The sequence below is a fragment of the Streptomyces sp. NPDC027672 genome (assembly GCF_055566335.1).
In genome coordinates this window covers 1-18,801 of the sequence record NZ_JBVHSO010000009.1, presented here as the reverse complement: position 1 = coordinate 18,801, position 18,801 = coordinate 1, and the positions used below count along the sequence as shown (strand labels likewise).

Genomic DNA, 18,801 nt, shown 5'->3' with positions numbered 1-18,801 from the left:
CGAAGATGCCCCTCGCCCGGTAGGTGTACCGGCGTAGAGGGGAACATCATTGAGATCAAGAAAACTGAGCCGTAAGGGGCGCCGTACCGCCATAGTGACCGCCGCGGCCGCCTCGGTGGTCGCCGGTGTGGCCCTGGTGCCCAACTGGAGCGCCGGCGCGGCGGTGACCGACGACCCGACGGTGGACGCGGCCACCAAGGCGACCTTCCAGCGGCTGGCCGACGCGGTCTTCACCGACCGCACGCAGGCTCTCGTGGACGGCGCCGCGAAGACGGAGACCCGGCACACGGCCGGCTTCTCCGGGACCGTGCGCCTGTCCGGCGGGCAGGACCGGCAGCAGCGGACGGCGCTGGACGAGCTGCGCGAGCGCCGCGGCCGGCTGGCCCGGCTGGGCGAGACCTACCGCGCCGGCAGCACCAAGGTGACGCTCGACGCCACCCGGGTGACGGGCCGCCACGCCAAGGTCGCCGTCACCGAGACCACGACGCTGACGTACGACAAGGCCGCCGCCGCCGGCGCGCGGACGACCGGCTTCCAGGCGCACCACGAGCTGACCTTCACGGCCGGCCGGCACGGCGGCTGGCAGCTCACCGGCATCCGCGACACCGACGACGGCTACCTCGCCGTGAACCAGGTCGCCACACCGTCCGTGGCCAAGGCCGGGACCACCGCCGAGGACGACGGCCCGCCGAGCGCGGCCCGCGCGGCCACCGGTTGGCCGGCCCCCGCCAACCGCAAGAACTTCTCCGCGACCGGCTACGACTACAAGGCGATGGTCGCCTACGCGCAGAAGTACTGGAAGAACTACAACCCCGCCTACCCGGACTTCAACGGGCAGGGCGCCGGCGGCGACTGCACCAACTTCGTCAGCCAGGCCCTGAAGGCGGGCGGCTGGAAGCACGCGCCGGGTTACACGAACGACTTCCACAAGTGGTTCGGCAACTCCGACATCCAGTCGGACTCCTTCGTCGGCGTCAACGAGTTCTCCTGGTTCGCCCTGTCCTCCAAGCGGGCCACCAGCCTCGCCAACGTCTACCAGCTGGACCTCGGCGACGTGCTCCAGATGGACTTCAACCGGGACGGTTCGAAGGACCACTCGATGATCGTCACCTACCGGGACAGCCGGGGCGTGCCGTACGTGAGCTACCACTCGACCAACACCTACAACCGGTCGGTGGCCAGCCTCGTCGCCTCGTACCCGAAGGCGGCGTTCTACGCCTACCGCACCTGACGGACCCCTACCGGGCCCGGCCCGGGTCCGGCCGCGGGCCCCGCCACTCCTGGACGTCCTCCCGCTCGTGCCGCCGCTCCGGCGGGGAGGACTCCGGGTGGCGGGCCCGCCAGTACGGATTGTCGTGCGGCAGGGCGTGGCCGACCCGGCCGTACATGCCGAAGGTCATCAGCAGCAGGCCCACGATGAAGCTGAAGAACACGTTCTGGATCTTGAACGCCAGGAAGTTGCTCGTGGTGTCCAGCAGGCCGAGGAACAGGAAGCCGTTCAGCAGGAACAGCACGCCGAGGACCATGTTCAGGGTCGACGCGAAGTTCCCGCCGATCACCATGCCGGCCAGCAGCACGGCACCGATGCAGATCGACAGCACGCTGAGCGCGCCGTTGCTGTTCAGGCCGGCGACCGTGTTGCCGCCCGTGCTGAAGAAACCGATCTGGTCGATCAGGCCCAGGATGCCGAAGGCCACCAGGAACGCGCCGATCAGTCCCGCGCCGATCCGGTAGACCCGGTTGAGCTTGTGGTCGACGGGCAGGTGGTCGTCCAGTCGCGTCCGCCGGCTCTCCCCGGCGTTCCTCGTGCGGACCGCGTGTGTGGCCATCTCCGTCTCCCTCGGGCGCTAGCGGAGGCCATCCGTCCGTTTTCAATATCCGACAGACCCGGCCCCCCGGCAACACGCGCGGCCGGCCCCGGTCCCGGGCCGGCGCCACGCCCGGGACCCTGCTCAGGACGCGTGCCCGCGCTCCTCGCGGATGCCCGTGACCACCCGCGCCACCGCCCGCCGCACCTCTTCCGTCTCGGCCAGGAAGTGCCAGTAGTCCGGGTGCCGGCCCTCCAGCGTGCCGACCGCCCGCTCCAGCCGGGCCACCGCGTCGTCCAGCGGCCGGGCATGCCGCGGGTCGGGCGTGGTCCGGCCCGCCATGGCCAGCCGCTGCGCGTCGCGGATCGCGAACCGGGTCCGCTCGATCTCCGCCTGCGGGTCCTTCTGCACGGCGTTCAGCCGGGCCAGCCGGTCGCCGGCGGCCGAGACGGCCTCGTCGGTGGCGTTCAGCAGCGCCCGCGCGGTGGCCAGCAGCGCGGTGGCGTCCGCCCACCGCTGGGCGTCCCGCGCCGCCTGGGCCTCCTGGAGCTTCCGCTCGGCCTGCCGGACGTTCTCTCCGGCCTGGCCGGGCACCTGCTGGAGGTCCTGCCAGCAGGCGGCCGTGAACCGGCGCCGCAGCTCGCTCAGCACCGGCTCCACCTGTCCGGCCCGGGTGGTCAGCGCCTGGGCGCGGGTGCGCAGCGACACCAGCCGGTGGTCGGTCTCGGCCGCCCGCTGCGGCAGCCGCTCGGCCTCGGCCCGGATCGCCCCGGCCTCCCGCTGCACCCGCTCGGCCCGCTCCAGCGTCGCCGGCACCCCGTGCTGTCCCGCGCCCTGGTTCAGCCGGGTCAGCTCGGGCGCCAGGGCCGCCAGCCGCGCGGCCAGCTCGTCGGCCCGCAGGTTCTGCTGCCGTACCGCGTCCAGGGCGTTGCTCGCGGCCAGCAGCGACTGCCGGGCCCGCTCCACGGCGGGCGCGAGCCGGGCCAGCCTGGTCTCCGCCTTGTCCAGCAGCGACCCGAGCGAGCCGCCGAACCGGTCCAGCTCCTGCCGGGTCCGCAGCAGCTCGTCCCGGGCCGCGGTCAGCTCCGTCCGCGCCCGCGCCGCCGTACCGGGCTCCAGGTCGTGCCGGTCCAGATCATGGGCGTCGACGGCCTCGATGTACTGCCGGCTGGCCTCGTCGATGCGCTGCCCGAGGGCCTCGAAACCGGAGACGGCGCGCCGGGCGGCCGGGGAGTCGTCGACGGCGGCGATGGTCTCCACGGAGATCCGCAGGTCCCGCTGGGCGGTGTCCAGTTCGTAGAAGGCGGCCGCGGCGGCGTCCTTCGCGGCCTGCGCCTCGGCCCGCTGGCTCTCCGCCCGCCCGCCGAACCAGCGCCGGGTGCCGCCGCCGGCGAACGCGGCGGCCAGCACGGGCGCGGCCAGCAGCGGCAGCCCGAGCAGGGCGAGGGCGTCACGGAGCGCCGAGCGGCTCCGCCGGGTCCGGGCGGCGGGCGGCGGCGGGTACGACGGTGCCGCTGACCTGCCCGGTGTCACCGTCACAACCCTCTCCCGTGGTGGTCCGCCCTGGGTGGTGCCATTCTCCCACCTCCCCCACCCGGGGAAGACGAACACCCAGGCCGGTCAGTTCGCTCCCGGGCGCCCCGGTCTTCCGTCCGCTGTGTGCGGTGCGGCCCGTGCGGCCATGTAGGCTGTCGACCTGTCCCGGGTGCGTAGCTCAGGGGTAGAGCGCCTGCCTTACAAGCAGGATGTCGGCGGTTCGAAACCGTCCGCGCCCACCGGCCGGCAAGGCCCAGCTCAGGGACATCACGACGGCCCCCCGGAGTCTCCGGGGGGCCGTCGTCGTGTCCCGCTACTTCCGCTCCGCCGGCTCCTCGTGGGCGTGTTTCAGGCGGCTGCGGACCTCCACGCGGTCCGCTGCCGCGACCTCGGCCCAGAAGCGGTGGGTGCTGACGAACACCGCCAGCTCGTGTTCGCGCCGCCGCAGCTTCTCCACCTCGGCCTGCTCGTCCTCCGTCCAGCCGGGGGACGCGGGCCGCTCCGTCCTGCGCCAGCCGGTGTCGTCGCTGAAGCCGTCCAGGGGCTCGACCGACCAGGGCAGCCGCTTGAGCAGGGCCGACAGCTCGGCCCGGACCTGATGCAGCTCCTCCTGGCCGGCGAGGAGGTCACTGGGGAATTCATAGGTCGTAGCCACACGACAATGCTACGCCTGTTCGATTTACGGGAGCGAGGACCGGCGGCTCCGAGGGGCGAGGTTCAGCCGGACGGGTGAGGCGGCGACGCCCCCGGACGCCAGGCGGCCCCGGCCCCTCGCACGCAGGCGGCCCCGGCCTCCGTACGGAGGGGGCCGGGGCCGGAGGCGGCGGGTCAGTGGCCGGCTGCTCGCAGCTCCCGCACCAGCCGGTCCGTCACCGGTGCCGGCACGCCGTGCCGGGCGGCCGCGCGCAGCAGGGCACCGCCGATCGCGTCGAGTTCCAGCGGACGGCCGGCCTCGGCGTCGCGCTGCATGGAGGACTTGGCGGCGGGCGGGAAGGCGGCGTACCGGGCGAGGGTCCGGTCCGGGTCGGCGGGGGCGCCGCAGGCGCGGCTGACGGCGGTGGCCTCGGCGACCAGCGCCTGGAGCTCCTCCCGGTGACGGGTGCGGGCCGTGCCGAGCGGGACGCCGTACCGGGTGGTGAGCAGGGCGAACGGGGCGAGGAAGGCCAGCTTGGCCCAGAGCGCCGCCGTCTCGTCCCCGGCCACGCGGGCGGTCGTGCCGCACTCCGCGAGCGCGCCGGCCAGCGCCTCCAGCCGGTCCCGGGGCACGGTGTCCCCGGCGAGGTCGATCTCCGTGAACGGGCTGCCGTGTTCGATCACACCCGGCGCGACCCGGGTGGACTCCACGCGGATCACGGCCGGGGCGACCCGGTCGGGGCGGTAGCGCGCGCGGAGGGCCGCCGGGTGTTCGACGCCGTTCAGGAGCGGTACGGCCAGGGCGTCGCCGAGGACCGCGGGCGGCACCCGGGTGAGGGCGGCGTCCAGGGCGGTGTGCTTGACGGTGATCAGGCAGGCGTGCACCGGCTCGCGCAGCTCGGTGTCCGCCTCGACGCGGGCGGTGAAGTCGCCGTACTGCGCGCTGCGGACCGTGATGCCGGTGCGGCGCAGGGTGGCGGCGGTGCTGTTTCCGGCCAGGCACAGCACGCGGTGGCCGGCGCGGGAGAGCAGGGCGGCGAGCAGGCCGCCGGTGCCGCCGGGGCCGAGGACGGCCACGGTGAGCGGGTGCGTCATGGAGGGGTTCCCTTCGACGGTCGGCCCCGGGGATCGGTGGCCGCCTTCGCGGGGATCATCCCAGGAAGACGGGGTGCGCGGGAGACTTGGGGCATGTGCCGGAGCATCAAGACACTGCGTCCGCCCGCCCTGCCCGGCGAGGCCACGGACGAGGAGATCCGCGCGGCCGCGCTGCAGTACGTGCGGAAGGTCTCGGGTTTCCGGGCCCCCGCCGCCCACAACCGCGAGGTCTTCGACGCGGCGGTGGACGCCGTCGCCCGCGCCACGGCGGAGCTGCTGGGCGGCCTGGAGGTGCGGGGACGTGTCGACCGTTCAGGAAGTGTTCCCTAGCGGCGCGGGCGTCCCGCCGGCCCCTGGGGGCGACACGTTATGGCCAAATGTTGAACTTGCAAGCACTCTTTAGGTTCGCCTAACCTGTGGCTCCATTCGGTACCGCCGTCCCCATGACCGGTTTTCGTACGTCCCCAGCCGGTCTGACAGACACCGAACAGGAGTCATCCTCATGTCCGCACGCCTCAATTCCGCTCAGCCGTATGCGATCGGGCTCTTCCGCATCGTCTTCGGCCTGCTCTTCGCCGTGCACGGCGCCGCCTCGCTCTTCGGCGTCCTCGGCGGCGCCGCCGGCACCAACGGCGGCACCATCGCGACCGGCACCTGGCCCGGCTGGTACGCGGCCGTGATCCAGCTCGTCGCCGGCGCCCTGGTGCTGCTCGGCCTCGGCACGCGCGGCGCCGCGCTGATCGCCTCCGGCTCGATGGCCTACGCCTACTTCGACGTGCACCAGCAGGCCGCCCTGTGGCCGATACAGAACGGCGGCGAGCTGTCGGTGCTGTTCTGCTGGGCGTTCCTGCTGCTGGTCTTCACCGGCTCCGGCGCCTTCGGCGTGGACCGGCTCCTCGGCCGGCGTCCGGCCGCCGGCGCCGCCACGGCGGAACAGACCCCGGTCGCGGTCTGACCGTCCCGCGAACCCCGCCCGGAACTCCCGTCACACCCCCGCGTACGCTGTACAGCCGTCAAACGGGGGAGTGACGGGAGTCGTGGTGTTCGAAAGCGTGGGGTCGCTCGCGGCCGGTCCATGGATCTATGCCGTGGTGGCCGTGTCGGTGCTCCTCGACGTGTTCCTGCCGGTCCTGCCGAGCGGGGTGCTCGTCATCACGGCCGGCACGGCCGCCGCGGCCGGCTCCGGCGCGGCGGGCAAGGTGCCGCACGACGTGCCGGACATCCTGGCCCTGATCCTCTCCGCCGCGACCGCCTCGGTCCTCGGCGACCTGGTCGCCTACCGGCTGGCCTGGCGCGGCGGTGCGCGGCTGGACCGGGCGATAGCCCGCTCCCGGCGGCTGACCAGCGCCCAGGAACGGCTGGGCGACGCCCTCGCCCGGGGCGGCGGCGCGCTGGTCGTCCTCGCCCGCTTCGCCCCGGCCGGCCGCTCGGTCGTCTCCTTCTGCGCGGGCGCCGCGCACCGCCGCGCCCGCGACTTCCTGCCCTGGTCCGCCCTGGCCGGCCTGTCCTGGGCCGCCTACAGCGTGGCCCTCGGCTACTACGGCGCCCAGTGGCTGGGCGCGACCTGGCTGGCGACCGGGGTGTCGGTGGCCGCGCTGTTCGCCGCCGGCGCGGCGGCGGGCTGTCTGATGCGCCGCCGCCCGGCTTCCTGAGGACCCGGCCGGGCTCAGCAGCTCGCCAGGTAGTTCGTCAGCGCGCTCTTCTCGGCGGAGTCCACCGAGAGGTCGTAGTAGTACTTCACCTGCACCCAGGCGCGTACGTACGTGCACAGGTACGCCGACTGCGACGGCACCCAGGTGGCCGGGTCCTGGTCGCCCTTGGCCTGGTTGACGTTGTCGGTCACGGCGATCAACTGCGGCCGGGTCAGGTCGTTGGCGAACGCCTGCCGCTGCGCGGTGGTCCACTTGCCCGCGCCGGAGTCCCAGGCCTCGGCCAGCGGGACGAGGTGGTCGATGTCGAGGTCGGAGGCGGCGGTCCAGGTGGCGCCGTCGTACGGGGAGTACCAGCTACCGCTGGTGGCGGCGCACGCGGAGTCGGTGACGACGTTCGTGCCGTCCCGCTTCAGGACCGTCTCGCGGGTGTTGCAGGCGCCGCTGATGGTGATCCAGTGCGGGAAGAGGTCGCGGCTGTAGCCGGTGCGGTTCTCGGTGGCCACGGTGAGCTGGGAGAGGTAGGTCCGCGCGGTGGCGGCGCTGACCGGCGTGGGCAGGGCGGCGGAGGCGCTCGGCGCGTTGAGCAGGGCGACGGAGGCGAGCAGGGCGGTGAGGGCCGCGAGGATGCCCGTCCGTCGACGCGCGTAGAATCCGGACATGCGTGAACTCCCTTGAGGGGTGGGGGTGTTGGAGTGCGGGCGAGGGAATGCTTCAGGTGCGGTGTTGCCGGAGGGTGAGCGCCCGGTGAGAATCTAGTGACGTGTTCATGTCATGACAAGGTTGACGACCGAACTTTCACATCCCGTACGATGGGGAGCGCAGAAGGGGAGTAGCTCTTCGCCGGACCGTCGACATACTGCTCAGCGAGCCTGAGCCGGCGCCCGGAGGCGGATCGCCACGCGTCGCGCGCGGCTCCGCCAGCGAGACCTTCGGCAAGCAGTGCACGCCCGTGTCCCACCGGCACGGGCGCCGAGTGCGCTGCCGTGCCGAGGTGTCATCGCGTGACGTACCGCACTCTCGGCGGGGCAGCCCGACCGATTGAGGACCCTTGATCAGCATCACCGTGACGGCGCTCGTCTTCGGCGTCATCTTCCTCGCCGAACTGCCGGACAAGACCGCGCTCGCCGGTCTCGTCCTCGGCACCCGCTACCGCGCCTCGTACGTCTTCGCGGGCGTCGCCGCCGCCTTCCTGCTGCACGTCGTGCTCGCCGTGGCCGCCGGCAGCGTGCTCACCCTGCTGCCGCAGCAGATCGTGCACGCCCTCACCGGCGTCCTCTTCCTCGGCGGGGCCGCGGTGCTCCTGCTGAAGAAGGGCGAGGAGGAGGAAGAGGTCAAGAAGCCCGCCGACCAGTCCTTCTGGAAGGTCGCGGGCACGGGCTTCATGCTCATCCTGGTCGCCGAGTTCGGCGACCTCACCCAGATCATGACCGCCAACCTCGCCGCGCGCTACGACGACCCGATCTCGGTCGGTCTCGGCGCGGTGCTCGGCCTGTGGGCCGTCGCCGGGCTCGGCATCGTCGGCGGCAAGGCGCTGATGAAGCGGGTGCCGCTGCGGCTGATCACGCAGATCGCGGCGGTGCTGATGCTGGCGCTCGGCGTGTGGAGCCTGTGGGAGGCGGTGCGCGGCTGAGTCCGCCGCGGGGGAAACGGACGGCTGCCCGGGCGAACGGCGCGTGAACCCTCGCCGGTGGTGGTGGCGGGAACCGGCCCGGTTTTGTACCGTGGAGGAACAAAGTGGCTCCGCCCGTTTACCCTGACCGGCGGGCGGAGCCGCCTTGTTCCTCCCGCCGTCGCTCCCGACCCGGGCCCTCCTCCCTGGAGCTGCCGATGCCCGCCACCGCCACGCCCACCGTCCTCACCGCCCGTGCCCTCCTGCTCGACATGGACGGCACCCTCGTCAACTCGGACGCCGTGGTCGAGCGCGTCTGGCGGCGCTGGGCCTCGCGGCACGGACTGGACGGCGACGAGGTGCTCAAGGTCATCCACGGCCGGCAGGGGCACGCGTCCATGGCCCTGCTCCTGCCCGGCCGGCCGGTGGAGCAGAACGTCGCCGAGAACGCCCGCATGCTCGCCGAGGAGACCGCCGACACCGACGGCGTGGTCGAGGTGCCCGGCGCCGGGGCGTTCCTCGCGTCCCTGGCCGGGCTGCCGCACGCGCTGGTGACCTCCGCGGACCTCGCCCTGGCGACGGTGCGCATGACCGCCGCCGGGCTGCCCCTGCCGGAGGTCCGGGTCACCGCGGAGTCGGTCGGCGCCAGCAAGCCCGACCCCGAGGGATTCCTCAAGGGCGCGGCCGAGCTGGGCGTCGACCCGGCGGACTGCGTCGTCTTCGAGGACTCCGGCGCGGGGATCGCAGCGGGACGCGCCGCGGGGATGCGCGTGGTGGGCATCGGCCCGCGAGCGGTCCCCCACGACCCGGACGCGGCGGTACGGGACCTCACGGGGGTACGGGTGGAAACGGGCACCGACGGGACACTGCGGCTGCGTATCGGGTGAGGGGTCGGGGGCCGCGGGCCGGGGGCAGGCGGACCGGTCGCTGGCCGCTGGTCGTTGGTTGCCGGGTGCGGGCCGGGTGCGGGTGGAGACGGCGTCGACGGGACGCTGCGGCTGCGTGTCGGCTGACCGGTCGCGGGCCGGCGGCAGGTGGGGACCGGTCGTTGGTCGCGGGGTGGGCGGCCGGGTGCGGGCGTCGGCGGGCTGCTGTGGTTGTGTGTCGGCTGACGGCCCGCAGGGTCGGGGGACAGGCGGAGCGGCCGCCGGTCGCCGGGCGAGCGGGCCCGCCGTCGGTCGTGCGTGCGGGGCCGGGCGCCGGGTGCGGGGTCGTTGCGGGCCCGCTGGTGGTTTCGCGGGACCGGTCAGGGCGCGGTCGTTTCCGACTCCAGGCTTTTTCTCGTCGCCGGGCCGTACTCGCCCAGGGTGTCGCCCCTGATGCCCCGGGCTAGCTGGTAGTTGCGCACGGCGTCCTCCACGGGCCGGGTGTAGGTGCCGTCGATCCGGTCGCCGTAGAGGTTCAGCTCACGCAGGCGCTGCTGGAGTTCGGTGACCTCCGGGCCGGTGTCGCCGGGGCGCAGGACCGGTGCCGCGGCGGGGGTGGGTTCCGGGGTGCCGGAGGCCGGGGCGGACGACGCGGACGGCGAGGCGGTGGGGGAGGGCGTGGGGCTGGGCGACGGGGAGGCCGCCGGGGACGACGGGTCCGGGCCGGGTGTCGCCGGGGCGGACGAGAGCGGGGCGCGCGGCGGCGCGGCGGGCGGTGCCGTCGGCGGGGGCGGTGGCGAGGAGGGGGTCCGTGTGGGCGCGTCCGGGATGCTCTCCCTGACCTCCTGGGCCGCCCGGCCCCGGTCCGGCGCGTGGTAGGAGGAGAGCGCGAGCCCGGCCGCGACGGCCAGTGCCGCGCCCAGGCCGCCGGCCGCGAGCAGCACGGTACGACGGCGGCAGCGGCGCCGGGGCCGGGGCGTCCCGGGCGCGTCCGGCGGGGGCCCGGGGCTCCGGGGAGTGACGACCGCGGCCGGGGGCGGGTACGCGGGCGGGATCGCCGGGGGCGGCTCCGCGGCCGGCGGCGCGACCACGTCGACGTACGGGCGTATCCGCAGCGGGTCGAAGTCCTCCGCCGCCGCGGCCTGGGCTGTACGCGTCTCGCGCAGCGCCTCGGCCGCCCGCTCGGTGCAGTCGCACGACGGCGTGCGGTCCGCCTCCCTGGGCGCCCCGCACTCCGGGCACGTGCTGCCCTGCCTCCCGGTCACGCGTACGGCCCCCTCCCCTCGGGAACTCCAGAGAATAGGCGGACCGGCGCCGCCCGCGCAGGGACTCGGCGCGGATCCGCAGGACTCGACAGGCCATAAGTGGTGACCCCGATCACGATGGAAGGTGCACCCGAGCCCCCGGGAGGTCTGCATGGCCCTGGACACGCACGGCACGGCACGGAAGACCGGCGGCGGCGAACACGTGCCGGGCAGCGTGCTCGTCCCGATCGGCGCGCTGCTGCTCGGGCTGCTGCTCGCCGCGCTCGACCAGACGATCGTGTCGACCGCGCTGCCCACGATCGTGAGCGACCTCGGCGGCCTGGAACACCTCTCCTGGGTCGTCACCGCCTATCTGCTGGCGTCGACCGCCGCGACGCCGCTGTGGGGCAAACTGGGCGACCAGTACGGCCGCAAGCGGCTGTTCCAGGCCGCCATCGTCCTCTTCCTGATCGGCTCCGCGCTGTGCGGCACCGCCCAGGACATGCCCCAGCTCATCGGCTTCCGGGCGTTGCAGGGACTGGGCGGCGGCGGGCTGATGGTGCTGTCCATGGCGATCGTCGGCGACCTCGTGCCGCCGCGTGAACGCGGGCGCTACCAGGGCCTGTTCGGTGCCGTGTTCGGTGCGACCAGCGTGCTCGGGCCGCTGCTCGGCGGGCTGCTCACCCAGCACCTGAGCTGGCGGTGGGTGTTCTACGTCAATCTGCCCGTGGGCCTGGTCGCGCTCGCCGTGATCGCCGTGGCACTGCGCATCCCGCACCGCACCGCCCGCCACACCATCGACTACGCGGGCACCTTCCTGATCGCCGCCGTCGCCACCTGCCTGGTGCTGGTCGCCTCGCTCGGCGGGACGACCTGGGCCTGGGACTCGGCGCGGATCATCGGACTCGCGGTGCTGGGCGTCCTGCTCGCCGTGGCGTTCGTCGCCGTGGAGCGCCGGGCCGCCGAACCGGTGCTGCCGCTGAAGCTGTTCCGCGTCCGCACCTTCACCCTGGCGTCCGTGATCAGCTTCATCGTGGGCTTCGCCATGTTCGGCGCGATGACCTATCTGCCGACCTTCCTCCAGGTCGTGCACGGCGTCTCCCCGACCCTGTCCGGCGTGTACATGCTGCCCATGGTGTTCGGTCTGCTGCTGTCGTCCACGGTGTCCGGGCAGATCGTCAGCCGCACCGGCCGCTGGAAGGTGTTCCCGGTCACCGGCACCGCCGTCACCACCCTCGGCCTGCTGCTCCTGCACCGGCTCGACGAGCACCGCTCCACCGCCGCGATGAGCGTCTACTTCTTCGTCTTCGGCCTCGGACTCGGCCTGGTCATGCAGGTCCTGGTGCTGATCGTGCAGAACGCCGTCTCCTACGAGGACCTCGGCGTCGCCACCTCGGGCGCCACCTTCTTCCGCTCCATCGGCGCCTCCTTCGGCGTGGCCGTCTTCGGCACGGTCTTCGCGAGCCGCCTCGGCGACAAGCTGGCCGACGCCTTCCGGGGCGTACGCCTGCCGCCCGGCGTCAGCGCCGGCGCGCTGGAGTCGGACCCGCGGGGCATCGCCGCCCTGCCGCCCGCGCTGCGCCCCGCGGCCCTGCACGCGTACGCGTCCGCCATCACCGACGTCTTCCTCTACGCCGCGCCCGTCGCCCTGCTCGCCTTCGTGCTGGCCTGGTTCCTGAAGGAGGACCGGCTGCGCGGCTCGGTCACCGCGCCCGACGTCTCCGAGACGATTCCGCCCAACCCGGTCGAACGCTCCTCCTACGACGAGTGCTGCCGGGCCCTGTCCCTGCTCGGCACCCGGGAGGGCCGCCGCGAGGTCTACCGGACGATCACCGAACGGGCCGGGTACGACCTGCTGCCCGCCGCCGGCTGGCTGCTGCTGCGCATCCGCCGCTACGGCTCCGTCGAACCCGGCATGCTGGCCGAGCGCAGCTCCGTCCCGCTCCAGGCGGTCATGGCCGCCGCCCGCCAGGTCGAGGAACGGCGGCTGGCCGAGCGGCGCGGCCCCGACCTTGTGCTGACCGACACCGGCCGGGAGACCGCCGAGCGGCTCGCCGCGGCCCGCGAGGAGTCCCTGGCCGAACTGCTCGGCGACTGGTGGCGGCCCGGCCGCTCCGACGACCTGGGCCGGCTGGTCCACGACCTCACCGGCGAACTGTGCGGCGCGGAACGCGAGCGCCCGCACAACGGCACGGTGGCGAAGGTCAGCTGACAACCTCCGCGCGGCCGGGCCGCCCGGCCGCGTCCGTCCCCAGCTCCTTGCGGAACCAGTGGTCGGCGTACGGGGCGGAGTTGTGCGGGGCGGTCTCGGTGTAGCCGAGGCGGGCGTACAGGGCGCGGGCCTCGGTCAGGTCGGCGCGGGTGTCCAGGACGATCCGCCGGGCACCCAGCTCGCGGGCGCGCAGCTCGGCGGCGGACACGAGCAGCGCGGCCCCGTTCCGGCCGCGCAGGCCCGGCAGCACGAACACCCGGGTCAGCTCGGCCGTGTCCGCGTCCAGCAGCCGCACGCCCGCCGTCCCGGCCGGTGCGCCGGCGTACCGGCCGACGAGCAGGCACCCGGCCGGCGGGGCGAGGTCCGCGCCCGTCGCGGCCGCGATCTCCCGCTCCAGCTCGTCCGGGTCGGTGCGGCGCCCCTCGTGCAGCAGGTACCAGCGGTCGCTGACCTCCGTGTAGTACGCCCGCCACAGTGCGGCGGCGGCCGGTGAGTCGTACGGCTCCGGGCTGATCGTCCACGTCATGCCGGCCATTGTCGGGAGCCGCCGGGTGCCGTCCGCAACCGGATATCCCGTGCCGTGCGGGCGCGGACACCGTTTGTGGGCCGGGTTCCGGGTCACCCGACAGGAGTACCGGCCGGCGGGGCCGGTCCGACCGGAAGGCAACCATGTCCACAGGGCTGATCATTCTTTTGATCGTGATCGCGGCGGTCGTGGTCCTCGGCGCGGCCACCCTCCTCGTCCTGCGCGGCCGCGGGCGGCGCGGCGGGCCCGGCCTGAAGCGCCGCTTCGGGCCCGAGTACGAGCGGACCGTGGCCTTGCACGACGGCGACACCAAGGCCGCCGAGCGGGAGCTGGCCGAGCGGGTCGAGCGCCACGGCGACCTGCGCGAACGGCCGCTGGACCGTGCCGAGCGGCAGCGCTACGCGGACCGCTGGACGGCCGTCCAGGAACGCTTCGTCGACTCCCCGCGGGAGGCGGTGGCCGAGGCCGACCGGCTGCTCGCGGAACTCGCCGCGACGCGCGGCTACCCGGACGGCGGGCGGTACGAGGAGCAGCTCGCCGCGCTGTCCGTGCACCACGCCGAGCACGTCGACGGCTACCGGCAGGTCCACCGGGCCGCCCACGGCACCGGAAGCGGCACCGAGGAACTGCGCGCGGCGCTGCTCGGCGCGCGCGCCCTCTTCGACGAGCTGACCAGCGCGGAGTCCGGCCGCCATCGCGCGCGGGGCGGCGCCGGCCGGCCCGCCGCCACCCCGGCCCGTTCCCACGGCCGCTCCCACACCCCGTGGGCGGCCCACCACGGCCGGCCGAAGGAGAGCTGAGCGTCATGCCGGACAGAACGGACGACCCGTCCCACGACCGCCGCTCGGCCCGACGAGCGGAAGGCGCCGAGGACCGGACGCAGGCCGAGTGGGCGCCTGGACCCGGGGAACGCGCCACGCGGGAGGAGCGCGGACCCGGCAGCCCGGAGCGCGGCGGCTCCCGGGACGAGTGGGCGCCGGGGGACGCGGTGCCCGGACGGCGGACGCCGGACGCGCCCCGGGCCGGCGAACGGCTGCCCGGAGAGCCCGCTCCCGGAGAACACCGGGGCCGGCCGCCCGGCTCGGCCGGGCCCGGCCGGGAGGGACTGACGGGCGACGACCGCGCCCCGCAGGACGGCACACCACCACCGCCGCCGGGACCGGCGGGCGCGGCCGGGTCCGCGCGCACGGCACCGGGCGGCGGGCAGCGGCACGGTACGGAACGACTGAGTCCTGGTACGGAAGGCCCGGGCCCGGCTGCCGACGAGGGATTCACCGGCAGTCACCGGGCGGAGCGGGCGGCGATCTCGGAGGAGGACCGGATGCCTGAGAACGGCCTGGGAGCACCGTCTCCCGGCGAAACCAGCCAGCGCGAACGGAGCACGACGGAGTCCGCGGCCCCGGACGCCTGGCCGGCGGCCCCGGGCAGCCCGCAGTCCGCGGGCGGTGCGACGGGGGCCGGCGGCGCCCCGGCCCGCGGCGCCGAGGCGGCACCCGGCGGCACCCCGGCCACCGGCGGTGCCCAGGGATACGGCGAGGGCTCCGCGTCCGGGGGCGGCTTCGGACCGGACGGCACCTCCGCGTCCGGAGGCACCGCGGCCTCCGACGCCGCGATCGCCTTCGGCGGCACCCCGGCCCCCGACCAGGCGACGGCGTCCGGCGGCAGCTACGGGCAGGGCGCCGAGGGTTCCCCGGTCTCCGGCGGCAGCTACGAGCGCGGCGAGGGTTCCCCGGTTTCCGGCGGCAGCTACGGGCAGGGCGGCGAGGGCTCCTCGGTGCCCGGCGGTACCGCGGAGGCCGGTGGCACCCCCGGCCCCGGCGTCTCCCCGGACCAGGGCCGAGCCGCCGCCCCCGCCCCGGGCGGCACCGCGGGCCCGGCGTCCGCCGAGGCCGCGCCCCTGATGGCGCGCGAGGAAGCGGAGGAGTGGGAGCAGCGGATGCGGCATGTGGTCGGCGGGTTCGTGGACGAGCCGCGGGCCGCTGTCGAGGAGGCTGACCGCGCCCTGGAGGAGATCGCCGCGCGGTTCAGCGAGGCCGTGACGCGGCGGCGCCGCACGCTGCGGATGTCCTGGGAGGGCGGCGAGGAACGCGGGACGGGTGCCGACACCGAGCAGTTGCGGCTCGCCCTGCGCGACTACCGGGAACTGGCCGGCCGGCTGCTACACGGCTGAGTCCGGCCCGCCCGCGGCACCCCCGGCGGCAGCCCTGCGCTGCCGCCACTGCCGTACGACCTCCTCGACGTCGTACGGCTTCCGGCCCAGCGGCGGGCCGGGCGGCGGCTTGAACATCATGTCCCGGATCTTGACGTTGACGTCCTCGATCAGCTTGCGGACGATCCGTTCCGAGGGTGCCGCGTACGCCGCCGCGAGCGTGTCCTCCGCCTCCTTGCGCAGCGCCAGCGCGGGGGGCAGCACGGCCAGCCCTTCCCGGGCCAGTTTCCGCTTCACCCACCACAGTTCGTCGTAGGGGGAGTAGACGTCGGCCGGCAGCGGCGCGCCCGCGCCCGGCAGCCCGTCGAACTCCCCGCGCCGCTGCGCGTCACGGATCTGCTTGTCCACGAAGGAATCGAACGGCACGCCGGGTGGCTTTCGCTCGGTCATGGACCCATTGTGCCGGACGGGACCGCGCCGGGCGTTTTATCATGCGGCGGCGGTACGGCGATCCGCCCGCCGCACCAGGACGTTCAGGGGGAGCGCTCGTGCTCGAACTCACCATGGCCGCCGTCTCCGGCGCGGACGCGGGTGCCACGGCCGGCATGTCGATGGCCGAGGTGCCCAGCGAGCCCGGTGCGGTGCTGCGGGTCGGCCGGGACGCGGCGGTGTGCCGGCTGGTCACCCCCGAGGACTGGCTGTTCGTCTCCCGCGTCCACCTGGAGTTCCGGTGCGGCCAGGACGGCACCTGGCACCTGACCTGGCGGCGCGGTTCCCAGCCCGACCCGGCCTCCGAGGTCCGCCTCGCCCACGGTCCGCAGGCCCAGCCCCTCGGCTACGGCGCGACCGTGGCGCTGCCCCGCGGCGGGTCCGGCGAGATCGTGATCCAGGACCGCACCGCGCCGCGCAGCGTCAACGTCGGCTTCTTCCACGAGGTGGGTCAGTCCACGACCCGGGCCAGCACGAATCCGTCGTAGCCCTTGCTTCCCACCGTCTGGATCGCCGTGCCGCTCAGCCGCGGGTGGGCGGCGATCAGTTCGACGGCGGCGCGGGTGCCGAGCACGTCCGGCTCGGTGCTGGCGGGGTCCGTCACCCGGCCGCCGCGCACCACGTTGTCCAGCACGATCAGGCTGCCGCCCCGGGTCAGCTTCAGCGCCCACTCGAGGTAGTGGCGGTTGTTCGCCTTGTCCGCGTCGACGAAGACCAGGTCGAACGGGGCCGGGTTCTCGTCGGCCAGCTTGGGCAGCGACTCCAGGGCCGGGCCCACGCGCACCTCCACGATCCGCTCCAGACCGGCGCGGGAGATGTTGCGGACGGCCACGTCGGCGTGTTTGGCGCTGTACTCCAGCGAGATCAGCCTGCCGTCCTCGGGCAGGGCGCGGCCCAGCCAGATCGTGCTGTAGCCGCCGAGGGTGCCGATCTCCAGGATGTGCCGGGCGCCCTGGGTCTGGGCGAGAAGCTGGAGGAGCTTGCCCTGCGGGGGCGAGACCGCGATGGCGGGGAGCCCGGCGGCCTCGCTGTCCCGCAGGGCCGCGCGCAGCGCCTCGTCGTCCGGTGTGAGGTGGCGGGTGAAGTAGTCGTCTACGTCGTCCCAGAGCCGCGACCCGTTCATAGCGCCTGCCGCCTTTCCCGAGTGTCCTGCGGAGGCTGTTCCGCCCCGCCCACTTCGATGGTCTCAGCACAGCGGAGCGGGCGGGGACCCGAGGTCCCCGCCCGCTCCGGTGTTGCCCCGAAGTTCCGTCTAGCGGCCTTCGACGGCCGGTGCGGAGCCCGGCAGCGGGCGGCCCGCCGACTCGGACATGCGCCACACCGCGAAGCCGCCCACGACGGCCGCGGCCATCATGTAGTACGCGGGCATCATCATGTTCCCGGTCGCGCCGATCAGCGCGGTCACGACCAGCGGGGTCGTGCCGCCGAACAGGGACACGGACACGTTGAACCCGATGGACAGCGAGCCGTAGCGCACGCGCGTCGGGAACAGCGCGGGCAGCGCGGCCGGCATCGCGGCCGTGAAGCAGACCAGCAGCAGGCCCAGCGCGCCCATGCCCAGCGCGACGGCGACCAGGCTGCCGTCGCGGATCAGCAGCAGGGCGGGCACCGACAGGAACAGGAAGCCCGCGCAGCCCGCCGCGATCACCGGACGGCGGCCGACGCGGTCGGTCAGCGCGCCCGCGAACGGCTGGACGATCATCATCAGGGCCATCACACCGAGCACGACCAGCAGGCCGTGGGTCTCGTCGTACTTCAGCTCACTGGTGAGGTAGCTCGGCATGTACGACAGCAGCATGTAGTCGGTGACGTTGAAGACCAGCACCAGGCCCATGCACAGCAGCAGCGCCTTCCACTGGCCCGCGACCATCTCGCGCAGCGGCACCTTGGGCCGCGCGGCCTCCGCCTTCTCGACCTCGGCCGCGAACGCCGGGGTCTCCTCCAGGCGCATCCGCAGGTACAGGCCGATGATGCCCATCGGGCCCGCGATCAGGAACGGGATGCGCCAGCCCCAGGAGAGCAGGTCGTCGGTGGACAGCAGCGCGGTCATCAGCGTGACCAGGCCGGCGCCGCCGATGTAGCCGGCGAGCGTGCCGAACTCCAGCCAGCTCCCGAGGAAGCCGCGCTTCTTGTCGGGGGCGTACTCGGCGATGAAGGTGGTCGCGCCCGCGTACTCGCCGCCGGTGGAGAAGCCCTGCACCAGCCGGGCGGCCAGCAGGAGCAGCGGCGCGCCGACGCCGATCGTCGCGTAGGAGGGGATCAGGCCGATCGCGAACGTGCCGGCCGCCATCATGATCATGGTGACGGCGAGGACCTTCTGGCGGCCCACGCGGTCGCCCAGCGGCCCGAAGACCATGCCGCCCAGCGGACGGACCAGGAAGGCCGCCGCGAAGGCACCGAACGTGGACAGCAACTGCGCGGTGGGGTTGCCGGACGGGAAGAAGACCTTGCCCAGGGTGACCGCGATGTAGCTGTAGACACCGAAGTCGAACCATTCCATCGCGTTGCCGAGCGCGGCCGCCTTGACGGCGCGCTTGACCAGCGCCGGGTCGGTGACGGTGACATCGCGGGCCGTGGCGGCCCGCCGGGTCTTCAGGTGCGGGGTGACGGCAGTGACGGACGCCAAAACGGGGCTCGCCTACCTTTCGACGGGGACAGTGACAGGCCCGAGACGGCGGCGGTGACGTGCGCCGGGCCGGAAATCGACCATAGGCGGCAGATGCCCCCTACGCCCTGTACGCGCTTACGTGCGTACAGCAGCGAAAGCACGGCTACGCAGGTACGTCTGCCCGCTCACGCGCCGCCATGCCTGCCGGCCGGTGTGATCCTTGTCGCGCTCCCGGAGTGCAACCGCAGAGGCGAGGGGCGATTTTCGGTACGGCGGGTGCGGCTCAGTACCAGCCGTTGGCCTGCCAGAAGTTCCAGGCCTGGGCCGGGCTGCCGTAGCGGGAGTTCATGTAGTCCAGGCCCCACTTGATCTGG

General features: G+C 74.2%; 21 protein-coding genes and 1 tRNA gene. 11 read left to right on the top strand and 11 right to left on the bottom strand.

Annotation, left to right across the window (positions count from 1 at the left end; translation table 11 throughout):
* The first annotated feature begins 94 nt into the window (after positions 1-94).
* Positions 95-1,231 carry an amidase domain-containing protein gene (locus tag ACZ4SV_RS21995; RefSeq protein WP_468006076.1) on the top strand — a complete coding sequence of 379 codons (1,137 nt, stop codon included), beginning with the start codon at positions 95-97 and terminating at the stop codon, positions 1,229-1,231.
* A 7-nt stretch (positions 1,232-1,238) separates the two neighbouring features.
* Here ACZ4SV_RS21995 and ACZ4SV_RS21990 read toward each other — a convergent pair whose 3' ends face one another.
* Both ACZ4SV_RS21990 and ACZ4SV_RS21985 read right to left on the bottom strand, forming a co-directional pair.
* On the bottom strand, positions 1,239-1,829 hold the full coding sequence (locus ACZ4SV_RS21990; protein WP_468006075.1) for a DUF4383 domain-containing protein: 591 nt from the start codon (positions 1,827-1,829) through the stop codon (positions 1,239-1,241).
* 123 nt (positions 1,830-1,952) lie between these two features.
* Positions 1,953-3,347, bottom strand: a complete 1,395-nt coding sequence (locus ACZ4SV_RS21985) for a hypothetical protein (RefSeq protein WP_468006074.1) — start codon at positions 3,345-3,347, stop codon at positions 1,953-1,955.
* A 164-nt stretch (positions 3,348-3,511) separates the two neighbouring features.
* Here ACZ4SV_RS21985 and ACZ4SV_RS21980 point away from each other — a divergent pair.
* Positions 3,512-3,583: transfer RNA gene (locus tag ACZ4SV_RS21980), tRNA-Val, on the top strand.
* 74 nt (positions 3,584-3,657) lie between these two features.
* Here the strand turns inward: ACZ4SV_RS21980 and ACZ4SV_RS21975 are convergent.
* Together ACZ4SV_RS21975 and ACZ4SV_RS21970 are read right to left on the bottom strand one after the other, a co-directional pair.
* Positions 3,658-3,999 (bottom strand): hypothetical protein, encoded by a 342-nt coding sequence (locus ACZ4SV_RS21975; RefSeq protein ID WP_397967391.1) that lies wholly within the window; start codon positions 3,997-3,999, stop codon positions 3,658-3,660.
* A 173-nt stretch (positions 4,000-4,172) separates the two neighbouring features.
* On the bottom strand, positions 4,173-5,072 hold the full coding sequence (locus ACZ4SV_RS21970; RefSeq protein ID WP_365941825.1) for a ketopantoate reductase family protein: 900 nt from the start codon (positions 5,070-5,072) through the stop codon (positions 4,173-4,175).
* 93 nt (positions 5,073-5,165) lie between these two features.
* Here ACZ4SV_RS21970 and ACZ4SV_RS21965 point away from each other — a divergent pair, with 93 nt between their 5' ends.
* The 3 genes from ACZ4SV_RS21965 (at position 5,166) to ACZ4SV_RS21955 (ending at position 6,724) form a co-directional block, all read left to right on the top strand.
* Entirely contained in the window at positions 5,166-5,402 is a 237-nt protein-coding gene (locus ACZ4SV_RS21965) for a DUF2277 domain-containing protein (RefSeq protein WP_468006073.1), read from the top strand.
* A gap of 172 nt (positions 5,403-5,574) precedes the next feature.
* Positions 5,575-6,027: a DoxX family protein gene (locus ACZ4SV_RS21960; protein WP_365881529.1), complete on the top strand. Its 453-nt coding sequence runs from the start codon at positions 5,575-5,577 to the stop codon at positions 6,025-6,027.
* Positions 6,028-6,112: 85 nt separating this feature from the next.
* A complete protein-coding gene (locus ACZ4SV_RS21955) occupies positions 6,113-6,724 on the top strand; it encodes a DedA family protein (RefSeq protein WP_397942429.1) in 612 nt (203 codons plus the stop codon).
* 14 nt (positions 6,725-6,738) lie between these two features.
* Here the strand turns inward: ACZ4SV_RS21955 and ACZ4SV_RS21950 are convergent, their stop codons facing one another.
* Entirely contained in the window at positions 6,739-7,383 is a 645-nt protein-coding gene (locus tag ACZ4SV_RS21950) for an HNH endonuclease family protein (RefSeq protein ID WP_365881531.1), read from the bottom strand.
* Positions 7,384-7,772: 389 nt separating this feature from the next.
* Here ACZ4SV_RS21950 and ACZ4SV_RS21945 point away from each other — a divergent pair, with 389 nt between their 5' ends.
* Both ACZ4SV_RS21945 and ACZ4SV_RS21940 read left to right on the top strand, forming a co-directional pair.
* Positions 7,773-8,354 carry a TMEM165/GDT1 family protein gene (locus ACZ4SV_RS21945; protein WP_365881533.1) on the top strand — a complete coding sequence of 194 codons (582 nt, stop codon included), beginning with the start codon at positions 7,773-7,775 and terminating at the stop codon, positions 8,352-8,354.
* A gap of 197 nt (positions 8,355-8,551) precedes the next feature.
* Positions 8,552-9,220 (top strand): HAD-IA family hydrolase, encoded by a 669-nt coding sequence (locus tag ACZ4SV_RS21940; RefSeq protein ID WP_397967389.1) that lies wholly within the window; start codon positions 8,552-8,554, stop codon positions 9,218-9,220.
* A gap of 359 nt (positions 9,221-9,579) precedes the next feature.
* Here ACZ4SV_RS21940 and ACZ4SV_RS21935 read toward each other — a convergent pair whose 3' ends face one another.
* On the bottom strand, positions 9,580-10,464 hold the full coding sequence (locus tag ACZ4SV_RS21935; protein WP_468006072.1) for a peptidoglycan-binding domain-containing protein: 885 nt from the start codon (positions 10,462-10,464) through the stop codon (positions 9,580-9,582).
* A gap of 151 nt (positions 10,465-10,615) precedes the next feature.
* Here ACZ4SV_RS21935 and ACZ4SV_RS21930 point away from each other — a divergent pair, with 151 nt between their 5' ends.
* Entirely contained in the window at positions 10,616-12,655 is a 2,040-nt protein-coding gene (locus ACZ4SV_RS21930; protein ID WP_365881547.1) for an MDR family MFS transporter, read from the top strand.
* Here the strand turns inward: ACZ4SV_RS21930 and ACZ4SV_RS21925 are convergent.
* Positions 12,648-13,181, bottom strand: a complete 534-nt coding sequence (locus tag ACZ4SV_RS21925; RefSeq protein WP_365881539.1) for a GNAT family N-acetyltransferase — start codon at positions 13,179-13,181, stop codon at positions 12,648-12,650. The two genes, ACZ4SV_RS21930 and ACZ4SV_RS21925, sit on opposite strands and share 8 nt — an antisense overlap.
* Before the next feature lie 143 nt (positions 13,182-13,324).
* Here ACZ4SV_RS21925 and ACZ4SV_RS21920 point away from each other — a divergent pair, with 143 nt between their 5' ends.
* Together ACZ4SV_RS21920 and ACZ4SV_RS21915 are read left to right on the top strand one after the other, a co-directional pair.
* Positions 13,325-13,981: a hypothetical protein gene (locus ACZ4SV_RS21920; RefSeq protein ID WP_468006071.1), complete on the top strand. Its 657-nt coding sequence runs from the start codon at positions 13,325-13,327 to the stop codon at positions 13,979-13,981.
* 5 nt (positions 13,982-13,986) lie between these two features.
* Positions 13,987-15,351 carry a DNA polymerase III subunit gamma/tau domain-containing protein gene (locus tag ACZ4SV_RS21915; RefSeq protein WP_468006070.1) on the top strand — a complete coding sequence of 455 codons (1,365 nt, stop codon included), beginning with the start codon at positions 13,987-13,989 and terminating at the stop codon, positions 15,349-15,351.
* On the opposite strand, the gene ACZ4SV_RS21910 is transcribed toward ACZ4SV_RS21915, so the two are convergent.
* The gene (locus ACZ4SV_RS21910; RefSeq protein WP_468006069.1) at positions 15,340-15,780 is read right to left on the bottom strand and encodes a DnaJ family domain-containing protein; all 441 of its coding nucleotides are present in this window, start codon (positions 15,778-15,780) and stop codon (positions 15,340-15,342) included. The two genes, ACZ4SV_RS21915 and ACZ4SV_RS21910, sit on opposite strands and share 12 nt — an antisense overlap.
* Positions 15,781-15,878: 98 nt before the next feature.
* Here ACZ4SV_RS21910 and ACZ4SV_RS21905 point away from each other — a divergent pair, with 98 nt between their 5' ends.
* A complete protein-coding gene (locus ACZ4SV_RS21905) occupies positions 15,879-16,307 on the top strand; it encodes an FHA domain-containing protein (protein ID WP_468006068.1) in 429 nt (142 codons plus the stop codon).
* Here the strand turns inward: ACZ4SV_RS21905 and ACZ4SV_RS21900 are convergent.
* The 3 genes from ACZ4SV_RS21900 to ACZ4SV_RS21890 form a co-directional block, all read right to left on the bottom strand.
* Entirely contained in the window at positions 16,271-16,942 is a 672-nt protein-coding gene (locus tag ACZ4SV_RS21900) for an O-methyltransferase (protein ID WP_468006067.1), read from the bottom strand. The genes ACZ4SV_RS21905 and ACZ4SV_RS21900 overlap by 37 nt on opposite strands.
* Positions 16,943-17,071: 129 nt before the next feature.
* Positions 17,072-18,445, bottom strand: coding sequence for a glycine betaine/L-proline transporter ProP (gene proP, locus ACZ4SV_RS21895; protein ID WP_397942425.1), 1,374 nt, complete (start codon positions 18,443-18,445; stop codon positions 17,072-17,074).
* Between the two features lie 265 nt (positions 18,446-18,710).
* Positions 18,711-18,801: aggregation-promoting factor C-terminal-like domain-containing protein (locus tag ACZ4SV_RS21890; RefSeq protein WP_468006281.1), on the bottom strand; the 91-nt coding region annotated here is incomplete at its 5' end.

Excerpts from the sequence above, each read along its gene's own strand:
- ACZ4SV_RS21960 (WP_365881529.1), top strand. The coding sequence starts at position 5,575 with ATGTCCGCACGCCTCAATTCCGCTCAGCCGTATGCGATCGGGCTCTTC.
- ACZ4SV_RS21910 (WP_468006069.1), bottom strand. The coding sequence starts at position 15,780 with ATGACCGAGCGAAAGCCACCCGGCGTGCCGTTCGATTCCTTCGTGGAC.
- ACZ4SV_RS21900 (WP_468006067.1), bottom strand. The coding sequence starts at position 16,942 with ATGAACGGGTCGCGGCTCTGGGACGACGTAGACGACTACTTCACCCGC.
- ACZ4SV_RS21940 (WP_397967389.1), top strand. The coding sequence starts at position 8,552 with ATGCCCGCCACCGCCACGCCCACCGTCCTCACCGCCCGTGCCCTCCTG.
- ACZ4SV_RS21990 (WP_468006075.1), bottom strand. The coding sequence starts at position 1,829 with ATGGCCACACACGCGGTCCGCACGAGGAACGCCGGGGAGAGCCGGCGG.
- ACZ4SV_RS21920 (WP_468006071.1), top strand. The coding sequence starts at position 13,325 with ATGTCCACAGGGCTGATCATTCTTTTGATCGTGATCGCGGCGGTCGTG.
- ACZ4SV_RS21950 (WP_365881531.1), bottom strand. The coding sequence starts at position 7,383 with ATGTCCGGATTCTACGCGCGTCGACGGACGGGCATCCTCGCGGCCCTC.
- ACZ4SV_RS21915 (WP_468006070.1), top strand. The coding sequence starts at position 13,987 with ATGCCGGACAGAACGGACGACCCGTCCCACGACCGCCGCTCGGCCCGA.
- ACZ4SV_RS21970 (WP_365941825.1), bottom strand. The coding sequence starts at position 5,072 with ATGACGCACCCGCTCACCGTGGCCGTCCTCGGCCCCGGCGGCACCGGC.
- ACZ4SV_RS21925 (WP_365881539.1), bottom strand. The coding sequence starts at position 13,181 with ATGACGTGGACGATCAGCCCGGAGCCGTACGACTCACCGGCCGCCGCC.
- ACZ4SV_RS21965 (WP_468006073.1), top strand. The coding sequence starts at position 5,166 with ATGTGCCGGAGCATCAAGACACTGCGTCCGCCCGCCCTGCCCGGCGAG.
- ACZ4SV_RS21930 (WP_365881547.1), top strand. The coding sequence starts at position 10,616 with ATGGCCCTGGACACGCACGGCACGGCACGGAAGACCGGCGGCGGCGAA.